The 20,468-nt window shown below is 71.1% G+C and carries 22 protein-coding genes and 1 pseudogene; 14 read left to right on the top strand and 9 right to left on the bottom strand.

All coding sequences use genetic code 11. From position 1 onward, the window contains the following. Positions 1–83: 83 nt before the first annotated feature. Complete coding sequence (locus tag ACZ4UB_RS02085) at positions 84–1,559, top strand: DEAD/DEAH box helicase (protein ID WP_468067651.1); 1,476 nt, start codon at positions 84–86, stop codon at positions 1,557–1,559. A gap of 46 nt (positions 1,560–1,605) precedes the next feature. Further along, positions 1,606–2,010, top strand: coding sequence for a CBS domain-containing protein (locus ACZ4UB_RS02080; protein WP_468067649.1), 405 nt, complete (start codon positions 1,606–1,608; stop codon positions 2,008–2,010). Between the two features lie 109 nt (positions 2,011–2,119). Here the strand turns inward: ACZ4UB_RS02080 and ACZ4UB_RS02075 are convergent. Next, positions 2,120–2,251: pseudogene (locus ACZ4UB_RS02075) on the bottom strand (IS30 family transposase); the annotation flags it as partial. 837 nt (positions 2,252–3,088) lie between these two features. On the opposite strand from ACZ4UB_RS02075, the gene ACZ4UB_RS02070 reads away from it, so the two are divergent. Next, a complete protein-coding gene (locus tag ACZ4UB_RS02070) occupies positions 3,089–3,433 on the top strand; it encodes a MerR family transcriptional regulator (protein ID WP_354383419.1) in 345 nt (114 codons plus the stop codon). 130 nt (positions 3,434–3,563) lie between these two features. Here the strand turns inward: ACZ4UB_RS02070 and ACZ4UB_RS02065 are convergent, their stop codons facing one another. Continuing rightward, positions 3,564–4,775 carry a PP2C family protein-serine/threonine phosphatase gene (locus tag ACZ4UB_RS02065; RefSeq protein ID WP_468067733.1) on the bottom strand — a complete coding sequence of 404 codons (1,212 nt, stop codon included), beginning with the start codon at positions 4,773–4,775 and terminating at the stop codon, positions 3,564–3,566. Between the two features lie 390 nt (positions 4,776–5,165). Continuing rightward, entirely contained in the window at positions 5,166–5,996 is an 831-nt protein-coding gene (gene trhA, locus ACZ4UB_RS02060) for a PAQR family membrane homeostasis protein TrhA (RefSeq protein WP_468067648.1), read from the bottom strand. 215 nt (positions 5,997–6,211) lie between these two features. On the opposite strand from trhA, the gene ACZ4UB_RS02055 reads away from it, so the two are divergent. Continuing rightward, complete coding sequence (locus ACZ4UB_RS02055; RefSeq protein ID WP_468067647.1) at positions 6,212–6,430, top strand: hypothetical protein; 219 nt, start codon at positions 6,212–6,214, stop codon at positions 6,428–6,430. Between the two features lie 44 nt (positions 6,431–6,474). On the opposite strand, the gene ACZ4UB_RS02050 is transcribed toward ACZ4UB_RS02055, so the two are convergent. Both ACZ4UB_RS02050 and ACZ4UB_RS02045 read right to left on the bottom strand, forming a co-directional pair. Next, positions 6,475–8,547 carry a SpoIIE family protein phosphatase gene (locus tag ACZ4UB_RS02050; protein ID WP_468067645.1) on the bottom strand — a complete coding sequence of 691 codons (2,073 nt, stop codon included), beginning with the start codon at positions 8,545–8,547 and terminating at the stop codon, positions 6,475–6,477. Between the two features lie 130 nt (positions 8,548–8,677). Further along, entirely contained in the window at positions 8,678–9,163 is a 486-nt protein-coding gene (locus ACZ4UB_RS02045; RefSeq protein WP_468067644.1) for a DUF5994 family protein, read from the bottom strand. A 304-nt stretch (positions 9,164–9,467) separates the two neighbouring features. On the opposite strand from ACZ4UB_RS02045, the gene ACZ4UB_RS02040 reads away from it, so the two are divergent. The 9 genes from ACZ4UB_RS02040 to ACZ4UB_RS02000 all read left to right on the top strand — a co-directional run bounded on the left by ACZ4UB_RS02040 (position 9,468) and on the right by ACZ4UB_RS02000 (position 14,774). After that, positions 9,468–10,043 carry a DUF5994 family protein gene (locus ACZ4UB_RS02040; RefSeq protein WP_468067643.1) on the top strand — a complete coding sequence of 192 codons (576 nt, stop codon included), beginning with the start codon at positions 9,468–9,470 and terminating at the stop codon, positions 10,041–10,043. A 5-nt stretch (positions 10,044–10,048) separates the two neighbouring features. Then, complete coding sequence (locus ACZ4UB_RS02035) at positions 10,049–10,237, top strand: hypothetical protein (RefSeq protein WP_468067642.1); 189 nt, start codon at positions 10,049–10,051, stop codon at positions 10,235–10,237. 93 nt (positions 10,238–10,330) lie between these two features. Further along, positions 10,331–10,597 (top strand): hypothetical protein, encoded by a 267-nt coding sequence (locus ACZ4UB_RS02030; RefSeq protein WP_468067640.1) that lies wholly within the window; start codon positions 10,331–10,333, stop codon positions 10,595–10,597. Positions 10,598–10,643: 46 nt separating this feature from the next. Then, positions 10,644–10,916: a hypothetical protein gene (locus ACZ4UB_RS02025; protein ID WP_468067639.1), complete on the top strand. Its 273-nt coding sequence runs from the start codon at positions 10,644–10,646 to the stop codon at positions 10,914–10,916. 172 nt (positions 10,917–11,088) lie between these two features. Next, the gene (locus ACZ4UB_RS02020) at positions 11,089–11,670 is read left to right on the top strand and encodes a DUF5994 family protein (RefSeq protein ID WP_468067638.1); all 582 of its coding nucleotides are present in this window, start codon (positions 11,089–11,091) and stop codon (positions 11,668–11,670) included. A 103-nt stretch (positions 11,671–11,773) separates the two neighbouring features. Beyond that, positions 11,774–12,055, top strand: a complete 282-nt coding sequence (locus ACZ4UB_RS02015) for a hypothetical protein (RefSeq protein ID WP_468067637.1) — start codon at positions 11,774–11,776, stop codon at positions 12,053–12,055. 322 nt (positions 12,056–12,377) lie between these two features. Continuing rightward, the gene (locus ACZ4UB_RS02010) at positions 12,378–12,581 is read left to right on the top strand and encodes a cold-shock protein (RefSeq protein WP_267751671.1); all 204 of its coding nucleotides are present in this window, start codon (positions 12,378–12,380) and stop codon (positions 12,579–12,581) included. Between the two features lie 320 nt (positions 12,582–12,901). Next, on the top strand, positions 12,902–14,416 hold the full coding sequence (locus ACZ4UB_RS02005) for a DEAD/DEAH box helicase (protein WP_468067636.1): 1,515 nt from the start codon (positions 12,902–12,904) through the stop codon (positions 14,414–14,416). Positions 14,417–14,462: 46 nt separating this feature from the next. Further along, positions 14,463–14,774 (top strand): SCO5918 family protein, encoded by a 312-nt coding sequence (locus ACZ4UB_RS02000; RefSeq protein WP_468067635.1) that lies wholly within the window; start codon positions 14,463–14,465, stop codon positions 14,772–14,774. A 117-nt stretch (positions 14,775–14,891) separates the two neighbouring features. Here ACZ4UB_RS02000 and ACZ4UB_RS01995 read toward each other — a convergent pair whose 3' ends face one another. Next, positions 14,892–15,251 (bottom strand): hypothetical protein, encoded by a 360-nt coding sequence (locus ACZ4UB_RS01995; RefSeq protein ID WP_468067633.1) that lies wholly within the window; start codon positions 15,249–15,251, stop codon positions 14,892–14,894. Positions 15,252–15,851: 600 nt separating this feature from the next. Between ACZ4UB_RS01995 and ACZ4UB_RS01990 the strand changes: the two genes are divergently transcribed. Further along, on the top strand, positions 15,852–16,196 hold the full coding sequence (locus tag ACZ4UB_RS01990) for a helix-turn-helix domain-containing protein (RefSeq protein WP_354383433.1): 345 nt from the start codon (positions 15,852–15,854) through the stop codon (positions 16,194–16,196). 42 nt (positions 16,197–16,238) lie between these two features. Here the strand turns inward: ACZ4UB_RS01990 and ACZ4UB_RS01985 are convergent, their stop codons facing one another. The 3 genes from ACZ4UB_RS01985 to ACZ4UB_RS01975 all read right to left on the bottom strand — a co-directional run bounded on the left by ACZ4UB_RS01985 (position 16,239) and on the right by ACZ4UB_RS01975 (position 20,345). Further along, positions 16,239–16,853, bottom strand: coding sequence for a response regulator (locus ACZ4UB_RS01985; RefSeq protein ID WP_468067731.1), 615 nt, complete (start codon positions 16,851–16,853; stop codon positions 16,239–16,241). A gap of 80 nt (positions 16,854–16,933) precedes the next feature. After that, on the bottom strand, positions 16,934–18,115 hold the full coding sequence (locus ACZ4UB_RS01980) for a sensor histidine kinase (protein ID WP_468067631.1): 1,182 nt from the start codon (positions 18,113–18,115) through the stop codon (positions 16,934–16,936). Between the two features lie 73 nt (positions 18,116–18,188). Further along, on the bottom strand, positions 18,189–20,345 hold the full coding sequence (locus ACZ4UB_RS01975; RefSeq protein ID WP_468067629.1) for an MMPL family transporter: 2,157 nt from the start codon (positions 20,343–20,345) through the stop codon (positions 18,189–18,191). Between the last annotated feature and the right edge of the window lie 123 nt (positions 20,346–20,468).

Genomic DNA, 20,468 nt, shown 5'->3' with positions numbered 1-20,468 from the left:
ATTCGGCCCGTTCTCGCGATTCCCTGCGCCTTGTTTCCGCTGCGGGAATTCCTTGATACGTGCCGCATCAAGGAAGGTTCCGCATGAACCGCACTCGTACGAACGACCGTTCCTCCCGCAGCCGCTTCGGCTCCTCGACCCCGAGCCGCTCCGGAGCCCCGAGCCGCTCCGGAGCCCCGAGCCGCTCCGGCGGCTACGGCCGCCGACCCGCCGCGATCCAGGGCGAGTTCGCCCTGCCGAAGACCATCACCCCCGCGCTGCCCGCCGTCGAGGTCTTCGCCGACCTCGCCATGCCGGCCGAGCTGCTTGCCGCTCTCCGCGCGCAGGGTGTGACCGTGCCCTTCCCGATCCAGGGCGCCACGCTGCCCAACACCCTCGCGGGCCGTGACGTCCTCGGCCGTGGCCGCACCGGCTCGGGCAAGACCCTGGCCTTCGGCCTCGCCCTGCTGGCCCGTACCGCCGGACTGCGCGCCGAGCCGCGCCAGCCGCTGGCTCTGATCCTCGTTCCTACCCGTGAGCTGGCCCAGCAGGTCACCGACGCCCTCACCCCCTACGCCCGCGCCGTGAAGCTGCGCCTGACCACCGTCGTCGGCGGCATGTCGATCGGCAAGCAGGCCGGAGCGCTGCGCGGAGGTGTGGAGGTCGTCGTCGCCACGCCCGGCCGGTTGAAGGACCTCATCGACCGTGGTGACTGCCGGTTGAACCAGGTCGCGATCAGCGTCCTCGACGAAGCCGACCAGATGGCCGACATGGGCTTCATGCCCCAAGTCACCGCCCTGCTCGACCAGGTACGCCCCGAGGGCCAACGGATGCTGTTCTCCGCCACCCTCGACCGCAACGTCGACCTCCTGGTCCGCCGCTACCTCACCGACCCCGTCGTGCACTCGGTCGACCCCTCGGCCGGCGCCGTCACCACGATGGAACACCACGTCCTGCACGTCCACGGCGCCGACAAGCAGCGCACGACGACGGAGATCGCGGCCCGCGACGGCCGGGTGATCATGTTCCTCGACACCAAGCACGCCGTGGACCGTCTCACCCAGGACCTCCTCGACAACGGAGTCCGCGCCGCGGCCCTGCACGGCGGAAAGTCCCAGCCGCAGCGCACCCGGACCCTGGCCCAGTTCAAGACCGGCCACGTCACCGTCCTGGTCGCCACCAACGTCGCCGCCCGCGGCATCCACGTCGACAACCTCGACCTCGTCGTCAACGTCGACCCGCCGACCGACCCCAAGGACTACCTCCACCGCGGCGGCCGCACCGCCCGCGCCGGCGAATCCGGCAGCGTCGTCACCCTCGTCACCCCCAACCAACGCCGCGAGATGACCCGCCTCATGCAGGCCGCCGGCATCACCCCGCAGACCACCCAGGTCCGCTCGGGCGACGAAGCCCTGAACCGCATCACCGGCGCCCAAGCCCCCTCCGGCATCCCCGTCACCATCACCGCACCCGTAGTCGAACGCGCCAAGCGCAGCACGGCCTCCCGCGGCCGGCGCGGTCCCGCTTCGACGGCCCGGCGCGCGAGCATGCGGCAGTCCGCCTTCGATGCGGCGGCCTGAGAAACACGTGATCAGAAAACTGACCCATCTCTGCAGGAGGCACGTTTTGACGCTGGTCCAGATGCAGCCCCGCTCGGCGAACGCCCGCCCTGTACACCGGACGGTGGGCGACGCGATGGAGGCGGCCGGCCCCCAGGTCTGTGACGACATGACGGTCGAGGTGGCCCTGGCCGTCATCGCCAGCGCCCGCGCGGGTCATCTGCTCGTCTGCGACGAAGACGGCCTGTGCACCGGGCTGGTCACCCAGGCCCAGCTCGCCGCCATCCGGGACAGCGCCGCGTACTCGGACCAGGTTCGTCTCCGCGACGTCCTCGGCGACCGCGGGCCGTTCACCTCGCCCGTGACCGCGATGGCAGAAGCCGAGCACGCGATGCGCTACCGCCGACTCGATGCCCTGCCGGTCGTCGACGAGCAGGGCAGCGCTCTGGGCGTCCTCGCCCTTGCCCGCTGAACCGCCTCACCACGGCACGACCGTCCCCCTTCTCCCGGTGACCGTCTGACGGATCTGACGGATCTGACGGACAGGACCGGGGGGTCGTCACGACACGTGGTCTGTTTGATCAGGCCGCGAGCACTTTACGCAGGCGCTCGGCTGGGGTTTCCCAGTCGGGCGTTTTGCGTGGGCGGCCGTTGCGCTGGGCGGCGACGGCGTCGAGGTGTTCGCGGGTGTGGACCGAGAGGTCGGTGCCCTTGCTGATGCGCCCCACCCCACTGCACACCAACCTGGCTCAGGTCCCTGACCTGCTGTGCAGTCCGCTCTACGCATCCTGGGGCGGCCGTGAAGGTCTAGCTCTCCTCGGCGAGCACGAAAATCTATGGCAGCTGGAGTAGACATTGGGCTGTGTCCTGGTTATGGTTTCTCTCGTAGCCCAAAGAGACAGCAAGGCCCGGCAGAGACGAACTGCCGGGCAGCGGTATCCGCAGTCGCAGTACGCATGACGGTGCGGTGGTGGAGTTTCGAAGCCAGCGTTGTGGCAGGACGGCGACGGGACTGACGACCGGACCGGGTGGCCCGCAGTGATCAGGGGCCGCCATCAGCAGTACCCGGCAGTGAGCAGTACCCAGCAGTGAGCAGTGAGCAGCACCTCGGTGAAGGCGTCGGCTGCGGGCGCGCGCACCGGGAAGTTCGGCAGTGGGGTTCTAAGCCAGAGCAGACGCAGGACGGGCGACGGGGCTGGCTGCCGGAGAGTGGCGCTGGGTCAGGCCACCAGCAGTACCAGTATCAGCAGTTCCAGCAGTACCGCAGTACCAGCAGTAATCAGTTGATCACCGAGGGAAGAACGGAGGAGCCGAGCACCATCAGGATCGCCCGGGCGGAAGTCTGAGCCCGGGTACCGCGGGACATCGATAGTGAGGTGGTCTCCGGTCAAGCAACCGCGATCACCGCATTCCCGGCAGCGTGTGGGCCGGGTCGGCGGAAACACAGGGTCGGCGCAGTATCAGGGCCGACAGATGGTGTAGTAGTTCCTTCGGGGCCCTGGTGCCGTACGGCACCAGGGCCCCTCCACGCGTTCCACGAGAGAGGTGCAATGACAGCAGACGACTCGTTCGGCCGTCTCGACGACGACGATTACCCGGCCTACACGATGGGCCGGGCCGCTGCCATGCTCGGCACCACCCAGGGCTTCCTCCGCGCCATCGGCGAAGCCCGCCTCATCACCCCGCTGCGCTCCGAGGGCGGCCACCGCCGCTACTCCCGCTACCAGCTGCGCATCGCCGCCCGCGCCCGCGAACTCGTCGACCAGGGCACCCCCATCGAGGCCGCCTGCCGCATCATCATCCTCGAGGACCAACTCGAAGAAGCCCAACGCATCAACGCCGAATACCGCCGCGCCGCCGAATCATCCGGCCCGCCGGCCGCCGCCTCGGCCTGAGGCGAGGGTGCCCGCAGGCATCGGCATGCCGCCGCGCTCGGCGGGCGACGTTCGCGCGACCACCCCGCTTCGGTCGTCTTCGTCGGGCCGTGGCTGCGAGCCGGCTTGCGAGCCGGCTGTGGACGGAGTGCTATTCAGGCGCTGATGCTTCTGTGAGATCCGCCCCGGCGTCAGCGCTGCGCGTGGCCTGATGGGTGCCGTGCCAGTCCAAGCACATGACCGTGGCGTCGTCCTGGAGGCGCCCGTCGTGGGCGTGCAGCACCGCTGCGACCAGGGCCCGGGAGGCCTCGCGGGGGTGGAGATCGGCTGTGCGCACGATCAGGGAGGGCAGGTCGACGTGCACAGCACGACGCTCGAACATTCCGTCGGTGAGCATCACGAGCCGGTCCCCCGGTTGCAGGTCCAGCCGCTGCACCCGGTAAGCGGTACCGGGCCGGACACCGAAGGGCAGGTCCACCTCGGGCGTCATCTCGTCAACCGTTCCGTGTCGCAGGCGCAGCGGCCAGGGGTGCCCCGCGTTGATGAACTGGGTGGTCCCGTCGAGCAGGCTGACGTGGAGCAACTGCCCGGTGACGAAGCCCTGCCTGCCGTTGTCGATGACTGCCTGGTTGGCCTCGTGAGCCTGTTCTTCGAGCTCGGCGCCGGCGCGTCTGGCTCTGCGGAGGGCGCCCACGGCCAGGGTGGCGAGGAGGGCGGCTTCCACGTCGTGGCCCATGGCGTCGGTGACGGAGAGCTGCATGGTGTCGCGGTCGACGACGTAGTCGAAGGTGTCACCGCCGACGTGCGTCGCCGGTTCCAGTGCTCCGGCGACCGTGAACTGGGCCGCCTCACACGCCAGTGAGGCGGGGAGGAGCCGGTGCTGGATTTCTGCGGCCAGGTTCAGGGGCCGAGTACGGCGGCCCCATTGGTAGACGTCGGTGAAGGACCGGTTGGCGATGACGATGTAGGCCAGGGCGTGCGCGGTCGCGCCGATCTGCCGCATCGCGTCCTCGTCGGGATGATCCGGCAGGAAGAGCTCGAGCATGCCGATGGCGTCGCCGCGGTTGGTGACCGGCGCCACGACCCTGACGGGGCCGCTGCCGCGCTGTCGCTGCATGGCAGGCCGTTGTGTGCGGAGCACGTCCCCGTAGAGGGTGCCGGGCAGAGCGATGCGCTCAGGGGGCGCGTCGGACTCGACGCTGTCAGACGCGCCGAGCCGCACCACCGACGACCCGGTGAAGTCGACGATCAGGAACGAGACCGCCGCGGCGTTCAGACGGTCCCTGAGCATCCGCGCCACGACGTCCAGTGATTCGACCGGGGAGGCGGCTTCCGCCGCCGCGAGCGCGCCGGCCAGGTCCATCCCCGTCTGCCGCTCGCAGGCGGCGCGCCCCCGACGGTCGTCCGTGTCCCCGGCCTCAGTTGGCGGCATGGCCGCTCCTCTCCTCCTCCGACATCGTGGAATCCGGCCTCGCCACGAGAACTGCGCCCTGACCCTGTTCCCGGAGCGCCCGAGGGCTCGCGGTCGTCCACTACCGCCTCGTCGAAGGCTGCTCCGTGCATCCGCGGGATCCGCTGGGCCGACCGGTTCTCAACCCTGCCCGAGCACCCGCACGCCGAGGGGCGGCTGCTGCCCGTGCAAGCCGTACTGCCTGCCTGGTTCACCCGGACAGCGCACCGGCCCCGTACCGGGGACGTTGGCGGAATCGGGGTGTACGCGCTGGTGGGACGCCACCGGGCAGCATGGCCGTGGTCAGTGGACGGCGATGGAGATGGCGATGTAGTGCGCGGTGAAGGCCGCCACGGTCAGGGCGTGGAAGACCTCGTGGAAGCCGAACCAGCGGGGCGAGGGGTCGGGGCGCTGGAGGCCGTAGACGACCGCGCCCGCGCTGTAGAGGAGCCCGCCGGTCACGATCAGGGCGAGTACGGCCGCCCCGCCGCTGTCCAGGAAGTCGGGCAGGTATCGCACCGGTGCCCAGCCCAGGGCCAGGTAGCAGGGGGTGTACAGCCAGCGGGGAGCTCCGACCCACAGGACACGGAAGGCGATGCCGGCCAGAGCGCCCGCCCACACGATCCACAGCAGGACGGACCGCTGGCCAGGGGGGAGAAGGAGCACGGCGAGCGGGGTGCAGGTGCCGGCGATGATCAGGAAGATGTTGGCGTGGTCGAGGCGGCGCAGAACGGCCTCGCCGAGTGGTCCCCAGGTGCCGAGGTGGTAGACGGCGCTCGTCCCGAACAGCAGCCAGGCGGTGACGGAGTACACGGTGCAGGCCAAGACGGCCTGCGGTGTCCCTGCCAGGCAGATGAGGACGATGCCCGCGCCCAGCGATGCGGGAACCATGCCGGCGTGAAGCCAGCCCCGTAGCTTCGGCTTGATCGGTTCGACCAGGTCGGCCGCCCGCTCGACCAGGTCGGCAACCGGGTGGGAAGCCTCGGGGGCCTTCTCCCGGTGCGATCCGGAGGGAGGGCCACTCGTCTCGTTCCCTCCGACCGTCGGTGCAGAAGACATACCGCCGGTCTCGATGTCGTCGCGGGACACTGCTTCCCTTCCCACCTGGGCCTGCTGGGCGTCACTGGCAACCATGTGCTCATGCTAGGAGCCGCCGCAGCGGCACGGTCCGGGGCCCACCTCGGACCACCGAACGGAAAGCCTTCCTCGACGCCTCCCGACGCCGCCACGCCGGGGACGGGCATCACCCGCACGCCTCACTCCGTAGTCGAAATGATGCTGACCATCACTGTGCGTGTCAGCGTGATCCGGGAGGAATCCCTACCCGCGCGTCAAGAGGAGTCGCCGTCATGGACGGTAAGCAGGACAAGCGCCAGGAGCCGGACAAGGGCCGCGGAGCGCAGGAGCACCATCGCCCCGGAGACCCCGCGCAGCCCCAGCCGGGCAGGCAGTCCCGCGAGCAGGAGCAGAAGCGGAAGCAGGGACAGAAGTCCGGGCAGAAGGAGACCTCGCGCCGCCGCGAGGACGACCTGCTGCGCGAGGAGGACCTGCACGACGAGAACCTCTGAGCGGAGCGGCGCTCGCCCACGCGCGCAGGGCCCGGCCGTGGGGGTCAGTGCTGGACCCGGGCGATGAGCAGGGCGACATCGTCGTGATCGCCGGGGTGGCGCAGCTCGTGGAGGAGCATGTCGCAGGTCTCCTCCAGCGAGGGTGGCGGCTTTGCGAGGAGGGCGAGGAGAGCGTTGAGGCGTTCGTCGATGGCCTGGTCACGGGTTTCGACCAGGCCATCGGTATAGAGGACCAGTTGGTCGCCCGCTTGCAGATCGAACGCGGTGGTGTCGAAGAGGACGCCGCCGACGCCGAGAGGTACTCCGGTGGGCAGTTCCAGTAGTTCGGGCGGCCGTCCGCGACGCATCAACACAGGGGGCATGTGCCCCGCGTTGGCGATGAGGCATCGGGTGTGGTGGGGGTCGTACACGCAGTAGACGCAGGTGGTGATGGTCTGCCCCATGGGCTCGGCCAGGCGGTCGAGGTGGCGCAGTACCTGGGCGGGGTCCAGGTCGAGTTCGGCCAGTGTGCGGGTGGCGGTGCGGAGTTGGCCCATCGTCGCGGCGGCGCTGATGCCGCTGCCCATGACGTCGCCGACGACGAGGGCGCTCTTGTCGCCCGTCAGGGGGATGACGTCGAACCAGTCGCCGCCGACCTCGTCCGCGGCTTGGGCGGGTTGATAGCGGTAGGCGATCTCCAGGCCGGGCTGGTCCGGTGGCTGCTGGGGGAGCAGGCTGCGCTGGAGGGTGAGGGCGGTGTCGCGTGCCTGCTGGTACCAGCGCGCGTTGTCGATGCACACGGCGGCGCGCGCGGCCAACTCGCCGGCCAGGACCTCGTCCTCGGCGGTGAACGGTTCCGTATTGCGCAGGCGCTTGAGGTCGAGGGCGCCGAGGACTTCGCCGCGGGCGATGAGCGGCACGGCCAGGTAGGAGTGGAGCCCCGCGGCGGCCAGCATGCCGACGGCTTCGGGGCTGCGAGCGATGCGGATCAGGTCGTCGGCGTCCACGTGGGGCACGCGGACCGGGCGGCCTGTGTTCACGCACCGGGTGACCAGCCGGTCGGCGTCGTAGCGTGCCACCTCACCCGGCGGATCGGCCGCGCGCACCGCGTCGGTGGGGTACGCGGCAGCCACGGCGAGGGCCCTGAACACCGCTGACCCTTGGTGTACGGCAACGGCCGCACGGCTGTGCAGGATGCTGTCGAGCACGTCCACCGCGGCCACGTCGGCCAGTTCCGGCACGGAGACCTCGGCGAGTTCGCGGGCGGTCTGGTCGAGGTCGAGCGTGGTCCCGATGCGCAGGGAGGCGTCGGCTACGAGCGCGAGGCGCTGCCGGGCCCCGGCAGCCTCGGCCTGGGCGCGATGCCGCTCGCTGACGTCGACGACGGACGTCGCGACGCCGAGCACCTTTCCGTTGGACGCCTCCAGCCGGTAGAAGGACACCGACCACACGTGCTCGCGGTCCGGGTCGGCCGGGGTGCGCCCCGTGGACTCACGGTCAAGGATCGGGATTCCGTCGGCCAGGACCTCACGCATCGCGGACTCGATGGCCTCGGCGTCCAAAAAGGGCAATGCCTCGCGGACGTGCCGGCCGACGTGCTCGGCGGCCGGAAGGCCGTTGATGCGTTCCAGCGCCGGATTGACGGTCACGTACCGCAGATCGGTGTCTATCACCGCCAGCCCGATCGGGGACTGCGAGATCAGTCGGGTGGACAGTGCCAGATCGCGCTCCACCCGCCGCAGCGTCGCCTGGTCGGTGGCCAGGCCGAGGGCATAGACGCCTTTCCGGCCGTCCTCCAGCCGCATGTTCCGGAACTCCACCAGCCGCGTGCCGCCGTCTTTGTGACGCACGGGAAACACGCCCGCCCAGCTCCTCCCGCCCGCCATGACCCGCGCGAACAGCTCGACCACCAGCTCCAGGTGCTGCTCGTGGACCAGAAGCCGCCCCGCGAACCGGCCGAGGGCCTCATCGGACGTGTATCCGAACAGTTCCTCGGCCTGCGGGCTCCACAACGCGATCCGCCCGTCCGCGTCCAGCACCACCGCCGCGACCTTCAGGACGTCCAGGAGCCCCCCGGGCTCGGGGGAATCACTGTCCGACGGCTGGCCGGGGTGCGGGAAGGTTTCGGTTGCGCGCATCCCGGGACTCCTTCCACCCGCTGCCCGCGTCAGGCGTCCCGGGCCGACTGCTGCCCGCGCCTTGCCGCCCGCGACTCCCATCCTCCCTCCCCCACGGCCGACCCCGCACCTCTGCGGGAGCGACGAGGGGCTACGCGTCCGCAGGGTCGGCGGTGGGGGCGATGAGGATCTGGGAGGCCTGGGTGATGTTGTCGGCGCGGACCGCGCGGGCCATCGCTTCGCGGGCGGCGTCGGCGGTGGTGCCCGGGGGTACCACCAGCAGCGCGAAGTGGTCGTTGTGGCCGCGGGTGATGAGCACGGTGTCGTCGCCGACCGGGTCGGCGTCGAGGTGCACGACCTGGTCGTCGATGACCAAGCGGGTGGGGATGTCCTGCCAGGCGGTGGCGTCCAGGCCGACGCGCGTGATGGGCCCGAGGTGTCCGGTCAGTGCCGTGATCAGGGCGGGCAGCTCGGTCGTGAGGTCCCGGGAGCGGGGCCACCAGGCGCCGTCGAGGACCCCTTGGCGGGACTGTGTGGTCTCCAGCCGGAGCAGAGCGGTGCCGGGCTTGACGGCTTGGTGGATCGCGTCCGGGAGGAGCTTCGGGGGGACGGGTACGGGGCTGTCGGATGCGGCCATGATGATCCGCCTGTCTCGCGGTGCGGCGACACCCCGTCCGGCCGACCGGCAGCGGCGTCGGAAGGCTCTTGAGCGGGGAAATGCCTCCCTCGTTTCACGGTACTCCGTCCGCCCCGGCGGTGAAGCACCCTCCAACCGAACCGTCGCTGCCGGAAAATACCTGGTCGGAACCTGCTTCCGAGCCCTCGAACCGGAGTACGGTGGAGGAACCGGGAGCATTTCGCACACCCGCTCCACGCGGACGTCGTTTCCGGCGATCACTGCACCGGGCCGTTCGCGAACGGCCCGGGGACGGGTCCGCGACATGACTGCGACCGTTGGCCGCGCCGAGCCCCCCGTAGGTGCTCCCGTGGTTCTGGCACGTCTGTCCCTTACGCCGAAGACCGCTCTCGCCGGCCAACTGGACGGTGCCTGGTGGCCCCGCTCCCGTGACCTCGAAACCGAGCTCCCCGCGCTGGCCGCCGCCCTGGAGGAGCCCTGGGGGCGCGTCACCCGGGTCACCGTGAACCCCACCCGCTGGCCCGTCATCCCGCACGCGATTCCCGTGAGCGGGCACCCGCTGCACGTGGGCTGGTTCACCGAACAGGACCCCGACAAGCTCATCCTGCGGTCCTACAACGCCGGCCGCTGGGACCTGCTGGTGATCCCGCCCGAGACCGGGCCCGCCGCCGCGGCCCGGCTGATGGCCGCCGCCGCGATCCCGGGCAGCGTACTCACCGCGAGCGTCCTGATGGCCAACGAAGCCGCCATCGGGCGCGGCATCCGGGACGCCCGGCGCCAGGAAGCCGGCCGGGAGAGCGAAGGCGGGGCCTGCGTGTCCCCCTTCGGGAATCCGATGGACCGGAGTCCCCTCCCGCTGCCCGGGAACGGCTGGAGGTGAGCTTCATGGAGACCATCGTCCTCATCGCGGCCGTCCTCATCGCGATCGGCATCGGAATGCGCCTGATCCACCTGCTCAACGCCGGGCACGACGCGCGGATCGCGGCCCACCACTTCAGCGAGCCCCTGCCGAGACCTCCCGGTCTGCCGGTCGGCACCAGTCGTCGAGCCCACCACACGGATGCCGACCGGTGAGGAACACGTCTTCTTCCTGACCGGGGCCGTCGGGTGGGCACCCCGTGCCCACCCGACGAATCATCGGCCCACTACGAAGGGAAACACGCCTACGTGAAGCACATCGAGACCCAGATGCTGCCCTCGCTCGCAAGCGCCGACGTCCGGATCATCGCGCACACCCCCGAAGCCGCCCGAGCGGTCGCCGTGGCGCTTCGCCACTGCTTCGCCGGCGCGGAGCCAAGCAGCTACCCCGGCCTCGACGGCGACACCCGCCTCCACCTCACCGTGGACACGGCAACACCCGCCGGCCCCGCCCAGTCCTGGCTGGCCACGAGCAGGACACCCGTCGGCACTGGCGCCCGCTCCGACGAGACCTGAGAGCCGTGGGCCCCGAAGCCCACCCCGCACACGAGAGGACGCGGTCATGGCCACACTGCGCGAACGCAGGACCTACCGCGACCAGGTGCTCCGGGTCCTGTACGAAGCCGTCGAAGGCAACCGCCTCCTCGGCATCACCGGAGCACAGCTACGGCACGACCTCCACGTGCCGGAACAGGACCTGGCCGCCGCCTGCACCTACCTGGCGGGCGAAGGCCTGATCACCGTCGACTGGGAACCGGGCAACACCCCCGCGATGGTGACCCTCACCCACGCGGGAATCCGGCGCATGGAGGCCGAGGAGGAAGAGCACGGCTGAATCCCGGCCCCGCGCCCCGAAGTGCCTGGTCAGGAATCGGTTCGGGCTCCTCGTTCAGGAGTACAGTCAAAGGACCGGGAGCACTTCGCACACCGGCCTCCACGCAGGTGCCGTTCCCGGCGATAGCCGAACACCGGGCCGCCGACGGGCGGCCCGGAGGCAGGTCCGCGCCATGACCACGCTCCTCGATCTCACCACCCCGCGCGACCTCGCCCCCGAGATTCCGGTGCGTCTGTCGCTCACCCCGAAGACCACACTCGCAGGCCGGCTGGACGGCGCCTGGTGGCCCCACTCCCGCGACCTCACCGCCGAGCTGCCGGCGCTCGCCGCCGCCCTCGACCAACCCTGGGGCCGCATCACCCGCGTCAGCGTGAACCCCACTCGCTGGCCCGTCATCCCGCACACGGTGCGGATGGACGGCCGGACCCTGCACGTCGGATGGTTCACCGAACAGAACGCGGACACCCTGATCCTGCTCTCCTTCACCGTCGGCCGCTGGGACCTCCTGGTGATCCCGCCCGAGACCGAGCCCGCCGCCGCGGCCCGCCTGATGAGCGCGGCCGCGATCCCGGGAAGCGTCCTCACCGCCGACGTACTGATGGCCAACGAAGCCGCGATCGGCCGCGGCATGCGGGACGCCCGAAGCCAGAAGGACTCCTGGGAGAGCGAAGGCGGAGCCTGCATGCCGCCCTACGGCAGCCCGATCGGGCTGTCGCCCGTGCCCGTGCGCACGACCGGGACCACCTGGAGGTGAGAGGCACGGAGACCATCGTCCTCATCTCTGACCGGGGGCAGCGGGCCGGGCGTCACGGCGCCCCGCCCGCCGTCCCGCCTCCAGCCGAAAGGACCACGCCCTCTTGAAAACGATCGAGACGGACCCCGAGACCCTGCCGTCGACCGGGCAGGCAGAAGTCCGCATCATCGCCGCCTCCCCCGAGGCGGCCCGCTCGGTCGCCGAGGTGCTGCGCCGCTGCTTCGCCGGCACCGAACAGCGCAGCTACCCGGCCCAGGACGGCGGCACCCGACTGCACCTCACCGTCGACACCGCAACCGCCGCCGGCCCCGCCCGCTCCTGGCTGACCAGCAGCAGAGCGCCCGCCGGCCGGCACACCGAAACCCACGCCGACGAGATCTACTAACGCGGCCGCGCACGTACAAACACTGCGCTCGGGGCGAATCAATATCTGTCACCGTGGTCTAAGGATTTAACGCATCCAGTGGGGAGAGTTTCTACCGCAACACAGCCGACGGAAGTATTCAACCGGCGCGCACCGCCGAGGCGTGCTACTGTCGATCTCGGTTGCAGTTTTGGTACCCAAGAACTTCAAGCACCTCCAGTCGAAATTCGTTCCGACTGGGAGCGCTTTGTATTTACCGGTCTTTTCCGGGCGGGGCATCATCGCGGCGACACGGCTTTCGCACAGTGCGGACGCTGCTGTATTGCCCCAAAGGAGATATGACATGGCTGCTGGTACCGTGAAGTGGTTCAACGCGGAAAAGGGCTTCGGCTTCATCGAGCAGGAGGGTGGCGGTCCTGACGTGTTCGCCCACTACTCGAACATCGCCGCCCAGGGCTTCCGCGAGCTGAACGAGGGCCAGAAGGTCACCTTCGACATCGCGCAGGGCCAGAAGGGCCCGACGGCCGAGAACATCGTTCCCGCCTAAGCGCTGACACGCGTTCTGCAGCTGGGGCCCGCATCCCTCGGGGTGCGGGCCCCAGCTGCATGCATTTTCCGCGGTGCGTCCACCCGCGGCATTGAGCATCAAGCCACTCGGCCGGACGGCCCGCTCCGGGCCGCATCCGAGTCGCTTTCTTTGGTTGCCGCGTCCACGTGACGCCACCTCATTCCAGCGCCTGAGCCCGTACAGATTTCCTGTCCGCCAGATCCGCTTTTGCATTCTATTCGGCCCGTTCTCGCAATTCCCTGCGCCGCTTCTACGCTGCGGGAATTCCTTGATGCGTGCCGTATCAAGGAAGGTTCCGCATGAACCCCACGCGTACGAACAACCGCTCCTCCCGTACCCGCGGCCGCACCGGCGGCCCCGCTTTCGGGACCGGCGCCGGTTCGGGCCGGGGCAGCCGCTTCGGCTCCTCGACCCCGAGCCGCTCCGGAGCCCCGAGCCGCTCGGGCGGCTACGGCCGCCGGCCCGCCGCGATCCAGGGCGAGTTCGCACCGCCGAAGACGATCACCCCGGCGCTGCCCGCCGTCGAGGCCTTCGCCGACCTCGCCATGCCGGCCCAGCTGCTCGCCACGCTCACCCGTGAGGGCGTGGCCACGCCCTTCCCGATCCAGGCCGCCACGCTGCCCAACACCCTCGCGGGCCGTGACGTGCTCGGCCGTGGCCGCACCGGCTCGGGCAAGACCCTGGCCTTCGGCCTCGCGCTGCTGGCCCGTACGGCCGGCCAGAGCGCCGAGTCGGGTCAGCCGCTCGCGCTGATCCTCGTACCGACGCGTGAGCTCGCCCAGCAGGTCACCGCAGCCCTCACCCCCTACGCCCGGGCGGTCAAGCTGCGCCTGGCCACCGTGGTCGGCGGCATGCCCATCTACCGCCAGGCCGCCGCACTGCGCGCCGGGGCCGAAGTGGTCGTCGCCACGCCCGGCCGCCTCAAGGACCTCATCGACCGTGGTGACTGCCGGTTGAACCAGGTCGCGATCAGCGTCCTCGACGAAGCCGACCAGATGGCCGACATGGGCTTCATGCCCCAGGTCACCGCCCTGCTCGACCAAGTACGCCCCGAGGGACAACGGATGCTGTTCTCCGCCACCCTCGACCGCAACGTCGACCTCCTGGTCCGCCGCTACCTCACCGACCCCGTCGTGCACTCCGTCGACCCCTCGGCCGGCGCCGTCACCACGATGGAACACCACGTCCTGCACGTCCACGGCGCCGACAAGCAACGCACGACGACGGAGATCGCGGCCCGCGACGGCCGGGTCATCATGTTCCTCGACACCAAGCACGCCGTCGACCGCCTCACCCAGGACCTCCTCGACAACGGAGTCCGCGCCGCGGCCCTGCACGGCGGAAAGTCCCAGCCGCAGCGCACCCGCACCCTGGCCCAGTTCAAGACCGGCCACGTCACCGTCCTGGTCGCCACCAACGTCGCCGCCCGCGGCATCCACGTCGACAACCTCGACCTCGTCGTCAACGTCGACCCGCCGACCGACCCCAAGGACTACCTCCACCGCGGCGGCCGCACCGCCCGCGCCGGCGAATCCGGCAGCGTCGTCACCCTCGTCACCCCCAACCAACGCCGCGAGATGACCCGCCTCATGCAGGCCGCCGGCATCACCCCGCAGACCACCCAGGTCCGCTCGGGCGACGAAGCCCTGAACCGCATCACCGGCGCCCAAGCCCCCTCCGGCATCCCCGTCACCATCACCGCACCGGTGTCCGAGCGGCCCAAGCGCAGCACGGCCTCCCGCGGCCGGCGCGGTCCCGCCTCGGCCGCCCGGCGCGCGGGCGCGCGGCAGTCCGCCTTCAACGCGGCGGCCTGAGCACCACACGACCCGGAAACCGACCCATCTCTTCCTGTGAGGCAACATGCGCTGCGTCATCGCCCGTTTCCCGTTCGACCTCACCAAGAGCGGTGTCCTGGAGTCGATGAAGGGGGTCAAGCCCGAGCAGGTCGTCGACCAGTGCGTGATCATCGGCCGCCGTACCTACCCGGTCAAGCAGGTCGGCCAGGTCATCACCCGACAGGACCGGCGGGACTTCAGCGCCGGTGAAGTCGTCCGGGCCATGACCCAGCTCGGGTTCACCTGCCGCGAACTCCCCCGGGCCGCCGCGCCCTCGGGCGTCCTCAGCCCGATCCAGCGGGCTTCCGCGGCGCTGGGCACCCCAGTGACCGTCTGACGGACAGGACCGGCGCGAGCCGGCATCCGGACAGTGAGAAGGGCCCGACCGTGCCGGTCGGGCCCTTCCGCATGCCCGGGAACTTCTTCCGCGACGCCGGGCCAGTGGGTCGGTGGGTCAGTGGTCGGAGTAGCTGAAGTCGCCCACGGTCCAGGAGCTGACGTCAGCGATCGAGACGCGGTACATCCCACCCGTCTCCGGGATCCCGACCGCGCCCTGCAGGATGCGGGCCACATGGAAGTGGAGATGGGTGGGAGGGCCCTCCCGGGGGGTCGCGGCGGTGAAGATGGCGGAGAACGCGGTCAGGCGGGCCGAGTCCGTGAGGACCTCCGACACCCGCTGCCTCCACACGGCCTCGGGGGCCAGCCGGCCGGTGATGACAGCACCGCTGGTGACCACGGTCAGGGGCATCTGGTTGCTCTGCCCGGACTCCACCAGGGCGGCGATGTCAACGAGCAACTGGTCAGGCTTCGACATGGGAGCCGATTCTATCGCCGGGCTGACCGCAGCGGTCTAGCTGTGCTCGGCGCACGCGAAAATCTAGCTCCGCCAGAGTAGACATTGGGCTGTGTCCTGGTTATGGTTTCTCTCGTAGCCCAAAGAGACAGCAAGGCCCGGCAGAGACGAACTGCCGGGCAGCGGTATCCGCAGTCGCAGTACGCATGACGGTGCGGTGGTGGAGTTCCGAAGCCAGCGTTGTGGCAGGACGGCGACGGGACTGACGACCGGACCGGGTGGCCCGCAGTGATCAGGGGCCGCCATCAGCAGTACCCGGCAGTGAGCAGTTCGTAGTACCCGTTCCACAAGTAGTTGATCACCGAGGGAAGAACGGAGGAGCAGAGCGCCATCAGGATCGCCCGGGCGGAAGTCTGAGCCCGGGTACCGCAGGACATCGATAGTGAGGTGGTCTCCGGTCAAGCAACCGCGATCCCCGCACTCCCGACAGCAGCTCGGTCGGGTCGGCGGATTCAGAAGGCCGGTGCGGTATCGGGGCCGGCAGATGGTGTAGTAGTTCCTTCGGGGCCTTGGTGCCATGTGGCACCAAGGCCCCTCCACGCGTTCCACGAGAGAGGTTCAATGACAGCAGGCGACTCGTTCGGCCGTCTCGACGACGACGATTACCCCGCGTACACGATGGGCCGGGCGGCCGAGATGATCGGCACCACCCAGGGGTTCCTCCGCGCCCTCGGCGAAGCCCGTCTCATCACCCCGCTGCGCTCCGAGGGCGGCCACCGCCGCTACTCCCGCTACCAGCTGCGCATCGCCGCCCGCGCCCGCGAACTCGTCGACCAGGGCACCCCCATCGAGGCCGCCTGCCGCATCATCATCCTCGAGGACCAACTCGAAGAGGCCCAACGCATCAACGCCGAATACCGCCGCGCCGCCGAATCATCCGGCCCGCCGGCCGCCGCCTCGGCCTGAGGCGAGCGGCGCCCGCCGGTGTCGGGGACGGGGAGGACGGGCTCACGGCGCGTGGTCTCCCGGCACCACGAGTCCTGATTCGTACGCCACGATCACGAGCTGCGCCCGGTCGCGTATCGCCAACTTCCCCATGATCCGGCTCACATGAGTCTTCGCGGTGAGGGGGCTCAGGGCCAGCGCGTCGGCGATCTCCGTGTTGTTGAGGCCCTTGGCCACCAGGGTGAGGACTTCCCGTTCCCGGTCGGAGAGCGGGTCGAGGGCGGCGGGGGCCGGGGCGGGCCCCGGCGTGCGCAGGACCCGGGCGATCAGTCGGGCCGTCGGGCCCGGTGACAGGAGCGCCTCACCGCCGGCGACCGTGCGGATCGCGGCCAGGAGTTCGGCCGGCCTGGTGTCCTTCACGAGGAAGCCGGAGGCCCCGGAGCGCAGCGCTTCGACCACGTTCTCGTCGGTGTCGTACGTCGTGAGGACCAGGACCTTCACCCCGGCCAGGTCCTCGGTGGAGGCGATCAGCCGCGTCGCCTCGATGCCGTCGGTGCCCGGCATCCTGATGTCCATCACCACGACGTCGGCCCGCTCGGTGCGGGCCAGTTCCACCGCTTCCCGCCCGTTGCCGGCCTGTCCGACGACCGCCATGTCGGGAGCCGATTCGACGAGCATCGCGAAGGCCGCCCGTACGAGCGTCTGGTCGTCGGCGAGCAGCACCCGGATGGGGCGGCCCTGACCGTCTGGCGGTGTGGTCACGCGGACGCCTCCGGGGAACGGGGTGGGAGCGGCAGGCTCGCCGCGACTTCGAAGCCACCGCCGGAGCGGGGGCCGGTCCGGACGGTGCCGCCCACGCTACGGGCCCGCTCGCCCATGCCCACGATGCCGAAGCCCGGGGTGGTGGAGCCCGCTCCCGGGCCCCGGCCGTCGTCGCTGACGGTGAGCCGCAGGGCGCCGTCCACCGCCGTCACACGGACCCGGACGGTGGCGGCCGGACCCGCGTGGCGGACCGCGTTGGTCAGCGACTCCTGGACGATGCGGTAGGCGGCGGCCCCCACGGTGGGCGGGACATGGACTCCGTCGGTGTCCATGACCAACTCCGCCTTGGCCGTACGGACCAGATCGGGCAGCCCCGCCAGGTCCGGCAGCGGCCCGCGCTCGTCGGCGCGCAGGACGGTCAGGGTGGTGCGCAGCTCCGTACGGGCCTCGCGGCAGGTGTCGGCGATGGAGTCCAGCGCCTCGGCGATCGCCGCCCGGTCGAGCCGGTCCGGATCCACGGCCAGGACGTGGGCCGCGACCGACGTGCGGACACCGATCAGCGTGATGCTGTGGGCCAGCAGGTCGTGCAGGTCGCGCGCGATCCGCAGGCGCTCCTCCGCGATCTTGCGGTCGTTGGCCTGCGCGGCCCGGGTGCTCTCCTCGGCGAGGTACTTGCGGTAGTTGCGGACGGCGACGCCGAGCACGAGGGCCGCCACCAGCCAGCCGGAGGTGCGCAGGACGTCCAGGACCCGGTGGACGCCGTTGGACGACATGGCGCTCACCGCCAAGCCCACGACGCACACGCCGACCGCCACCGTCCGGCGGACCGTACCGGTGGCGGCCACGGTGTACAGGGCGAGGATCGCGACCGGTACGGGGGCGGCGTGGGCGTTGTCGAGCAGTTGGTAGGTGGCGACGCAGGCGACGGCCGCGACCACCACCCCGAGCGGATGGCGCCGCCGCCACACCAGGAGCAGGGCGGAGCAGGCGAGCAGCGCCCACCCGAGCGCGTCCGGTCGCATCGCGGTGTCGGCGTACGCGAGGGCCCCGCAGAGCAGGGCGACACCGGCCGCGATCACCGCGTCGTTCCGCGTGGGGTGCGCGGCCGACAGGGGGTCCTGGTGCAGGACGCGCAAGACGCGCTCGGCCGCGCTCGGGGGGTCGGTCACTTCTGCCACCGGGACATCTTCCGCCACCCGGAGGTCCCCGCTCGCGTCCTGGTTGGCGTCATCGCTCGCGTCAGCGCTGGCGTCATCGCTCGCGGACCAGCTCCAGAGCGGGTCCCGCACCGGCGACCGGGGCGGGGGCGCCGGAGAGCCGGCCCGGCCACCACACCCCGCGGCCGAGCAGCACGCTGGCGCTGGTCACCAGGTACGTGCGGACGAGGAAGGTGTCCAGGACCACCCCGACCGCGACCACCGTGCCCATCTCCACGAACATCACCAGCGGCAGCGAGGCGAGCACCGCGAAGGTCGCCGCCAGGACGATGCCGGCCGAGGCGATGACCGCGCCGGTGGTGCGGAGCGCGGTCAGCGCGGCCTGCCCCGGATCGGCGCCGCCCCGGGTCTCCTCGCGGGTGCGGTGCATCAGGAAGATGCCGTAGTCGACGCCTAGGGAGACCAGGAAGACGAAGGTCAGCAGGGGCAGCCCCGGATCGACGCCGGTGAATCCGAACACCGGGCCGAAGAGCAGCCCGCCGATCCCCAGCGCCGCCCCCCACACCAGCACGACGGCGGCGACCAGGAGCAGCGGGGCGACGAGGCTGCGCAGCAGCAGGACGAGGACGAGCAGCACCGAAGCGAGCACGAGGGGGATCACGATCAGGCGGTCGCGGGCGTTGGCCGCGGCCAGGTCGAGTTGTCGGGCGCTCGCGCCGCCCACGTGCGCGCCGTCGAGTGCGGCCCGCAGGCGATCGATGGCGGCGCTCTCCCCGGCGGTCTCCGGCGCGGCCTCGGTGGTCACGGCGATCTCGGTCCAGCCGCCGCCGGCGCGGCCCTTCACCGCGCTCGCGACGCCTTCGACGGACCTCGCCCCGGCGAGGATCCGGTCGGCCGCCGCGGTGGGCGCCATCACCTCGACGGGCCGGCTGCTGCGATCCGGGAAAGCCTTGGCCAGGGTTCCCATGGCGGCGATCGACTCGGGCTTGTCGGTGAAGGCGTCCTCCTTCTTGAGCGCCCCGGGCAGGTGGAACACACCGAGCGCCAGCGCTCCGAGCAGCACGACCCCCGTCACGAGCACGGCGACGGGCCGCTTGCCCGCCGAACTCCCCATCGCGGCGAAGACGCCCCGGCCGCGCCGCGCGGCTTCGCCGCCGTACGCGGGGATCAGCGGCCAGAACACCCGCCGCCCGAGCAACACCAGGAGGGCCGGCAACAGCGTCATCATCGCGACCAGCGCGCACAGGACGCCCACCGCGCCCACCGGGCCGAGGCCGCGGATGTTGTCGAGGTCCGCGGCGAGCAGACAGGCCAGCCCCGCCACGACCGTCCCGCAGGAGGCCAGCACCGCGGGCCCGCAACCGCGCAGCGCGGTGCGCATCGCCTCGTAGGGGAGGGGGGTACGGCGCAGTTCGTCGCGGTAGCGGGCGACGAGCAGCAGGGCGTAGTCGGTGCCCGCGCCGAAGACCAGGACCGTCATGATCCCGGCGCTCTGGCTGGTCACGGTCAGCCCGAAGCCCGAGGCGAGCCCGTACACGGCGGCCCGCGCGCAGAGCGCGCCCGCCCCGACCACCACCAGCGGCACCAGCCAGAGGACCGGGCTCCGGTAGGTGAGGACGAGGAGCAGGGCCACCACCAGCCCGGTCGCCAGCATCAACGTCCCGTCGATGGAGCCGAACACCTCCTTGGCGTCGACTTCCACGGCGCCGTCGCCGCCGACCGACACGGTCAGCCCGGCGGTCCCCCGCGCGTGGTCCCGTACGGCCTGGACGAAGGCCTTCCGCGCCGCGTCGTCCGTGCCGGGCGCGGTCGTGGACACCGCGTACAGGAGCGTGGTGCCGTCCGCGGACGGGACACCGGGTCCGCGGAGGATCGCGCCGAAGTCCCGGGGGTCCTTCGACCCGGCGAGGGCCACGGGGTCCTCGGCGGACCCTTCGTGCGTCGTGCCCGCCGGGACCGTGACCTGCTCGACCTGCCGTTCGGCGGCGGCCCGGTCGGCGGCGGTCAGCCCGCCGTCTCGGTGGTAGACGAGCAGCAGGCCGGTCACCTCGCCGCCGGGCAGCTTCTCCTGGAGCCTGGCCACCTGTGTCGACTCGGCTCCCGACGGCAGGTAGTCCGCCGTCCGGTCACGCTGTACGTCCGCGAGCTTGCCCGCGAACGGCCCGGCCACGGCGATCGCGATCACCCACAGCACCAGAACGCCCCACGGAACCGCCCTGCGGTAGCCGCCTGTTCTCGCTGTCTGCCCCATCTCGGGCCCTCCGCCTGGACTCGGCCCGGTGGCCCCGATGGCCCGCCCGGTCGACTCCAGCGTCCCGCCCCCGAGGGGCCGTTCCCTCACGCCGGCGCAGGAGATCGCCCGTACTCCCCCGGG

Source organism: Streptomyces sp. NPDC028419 (assembly GCF_055565515.1).
Note: the sequence above shows the minus strand (reverse complement) of the source record. Positions and strands in the feature narration are given on the sequence as shown.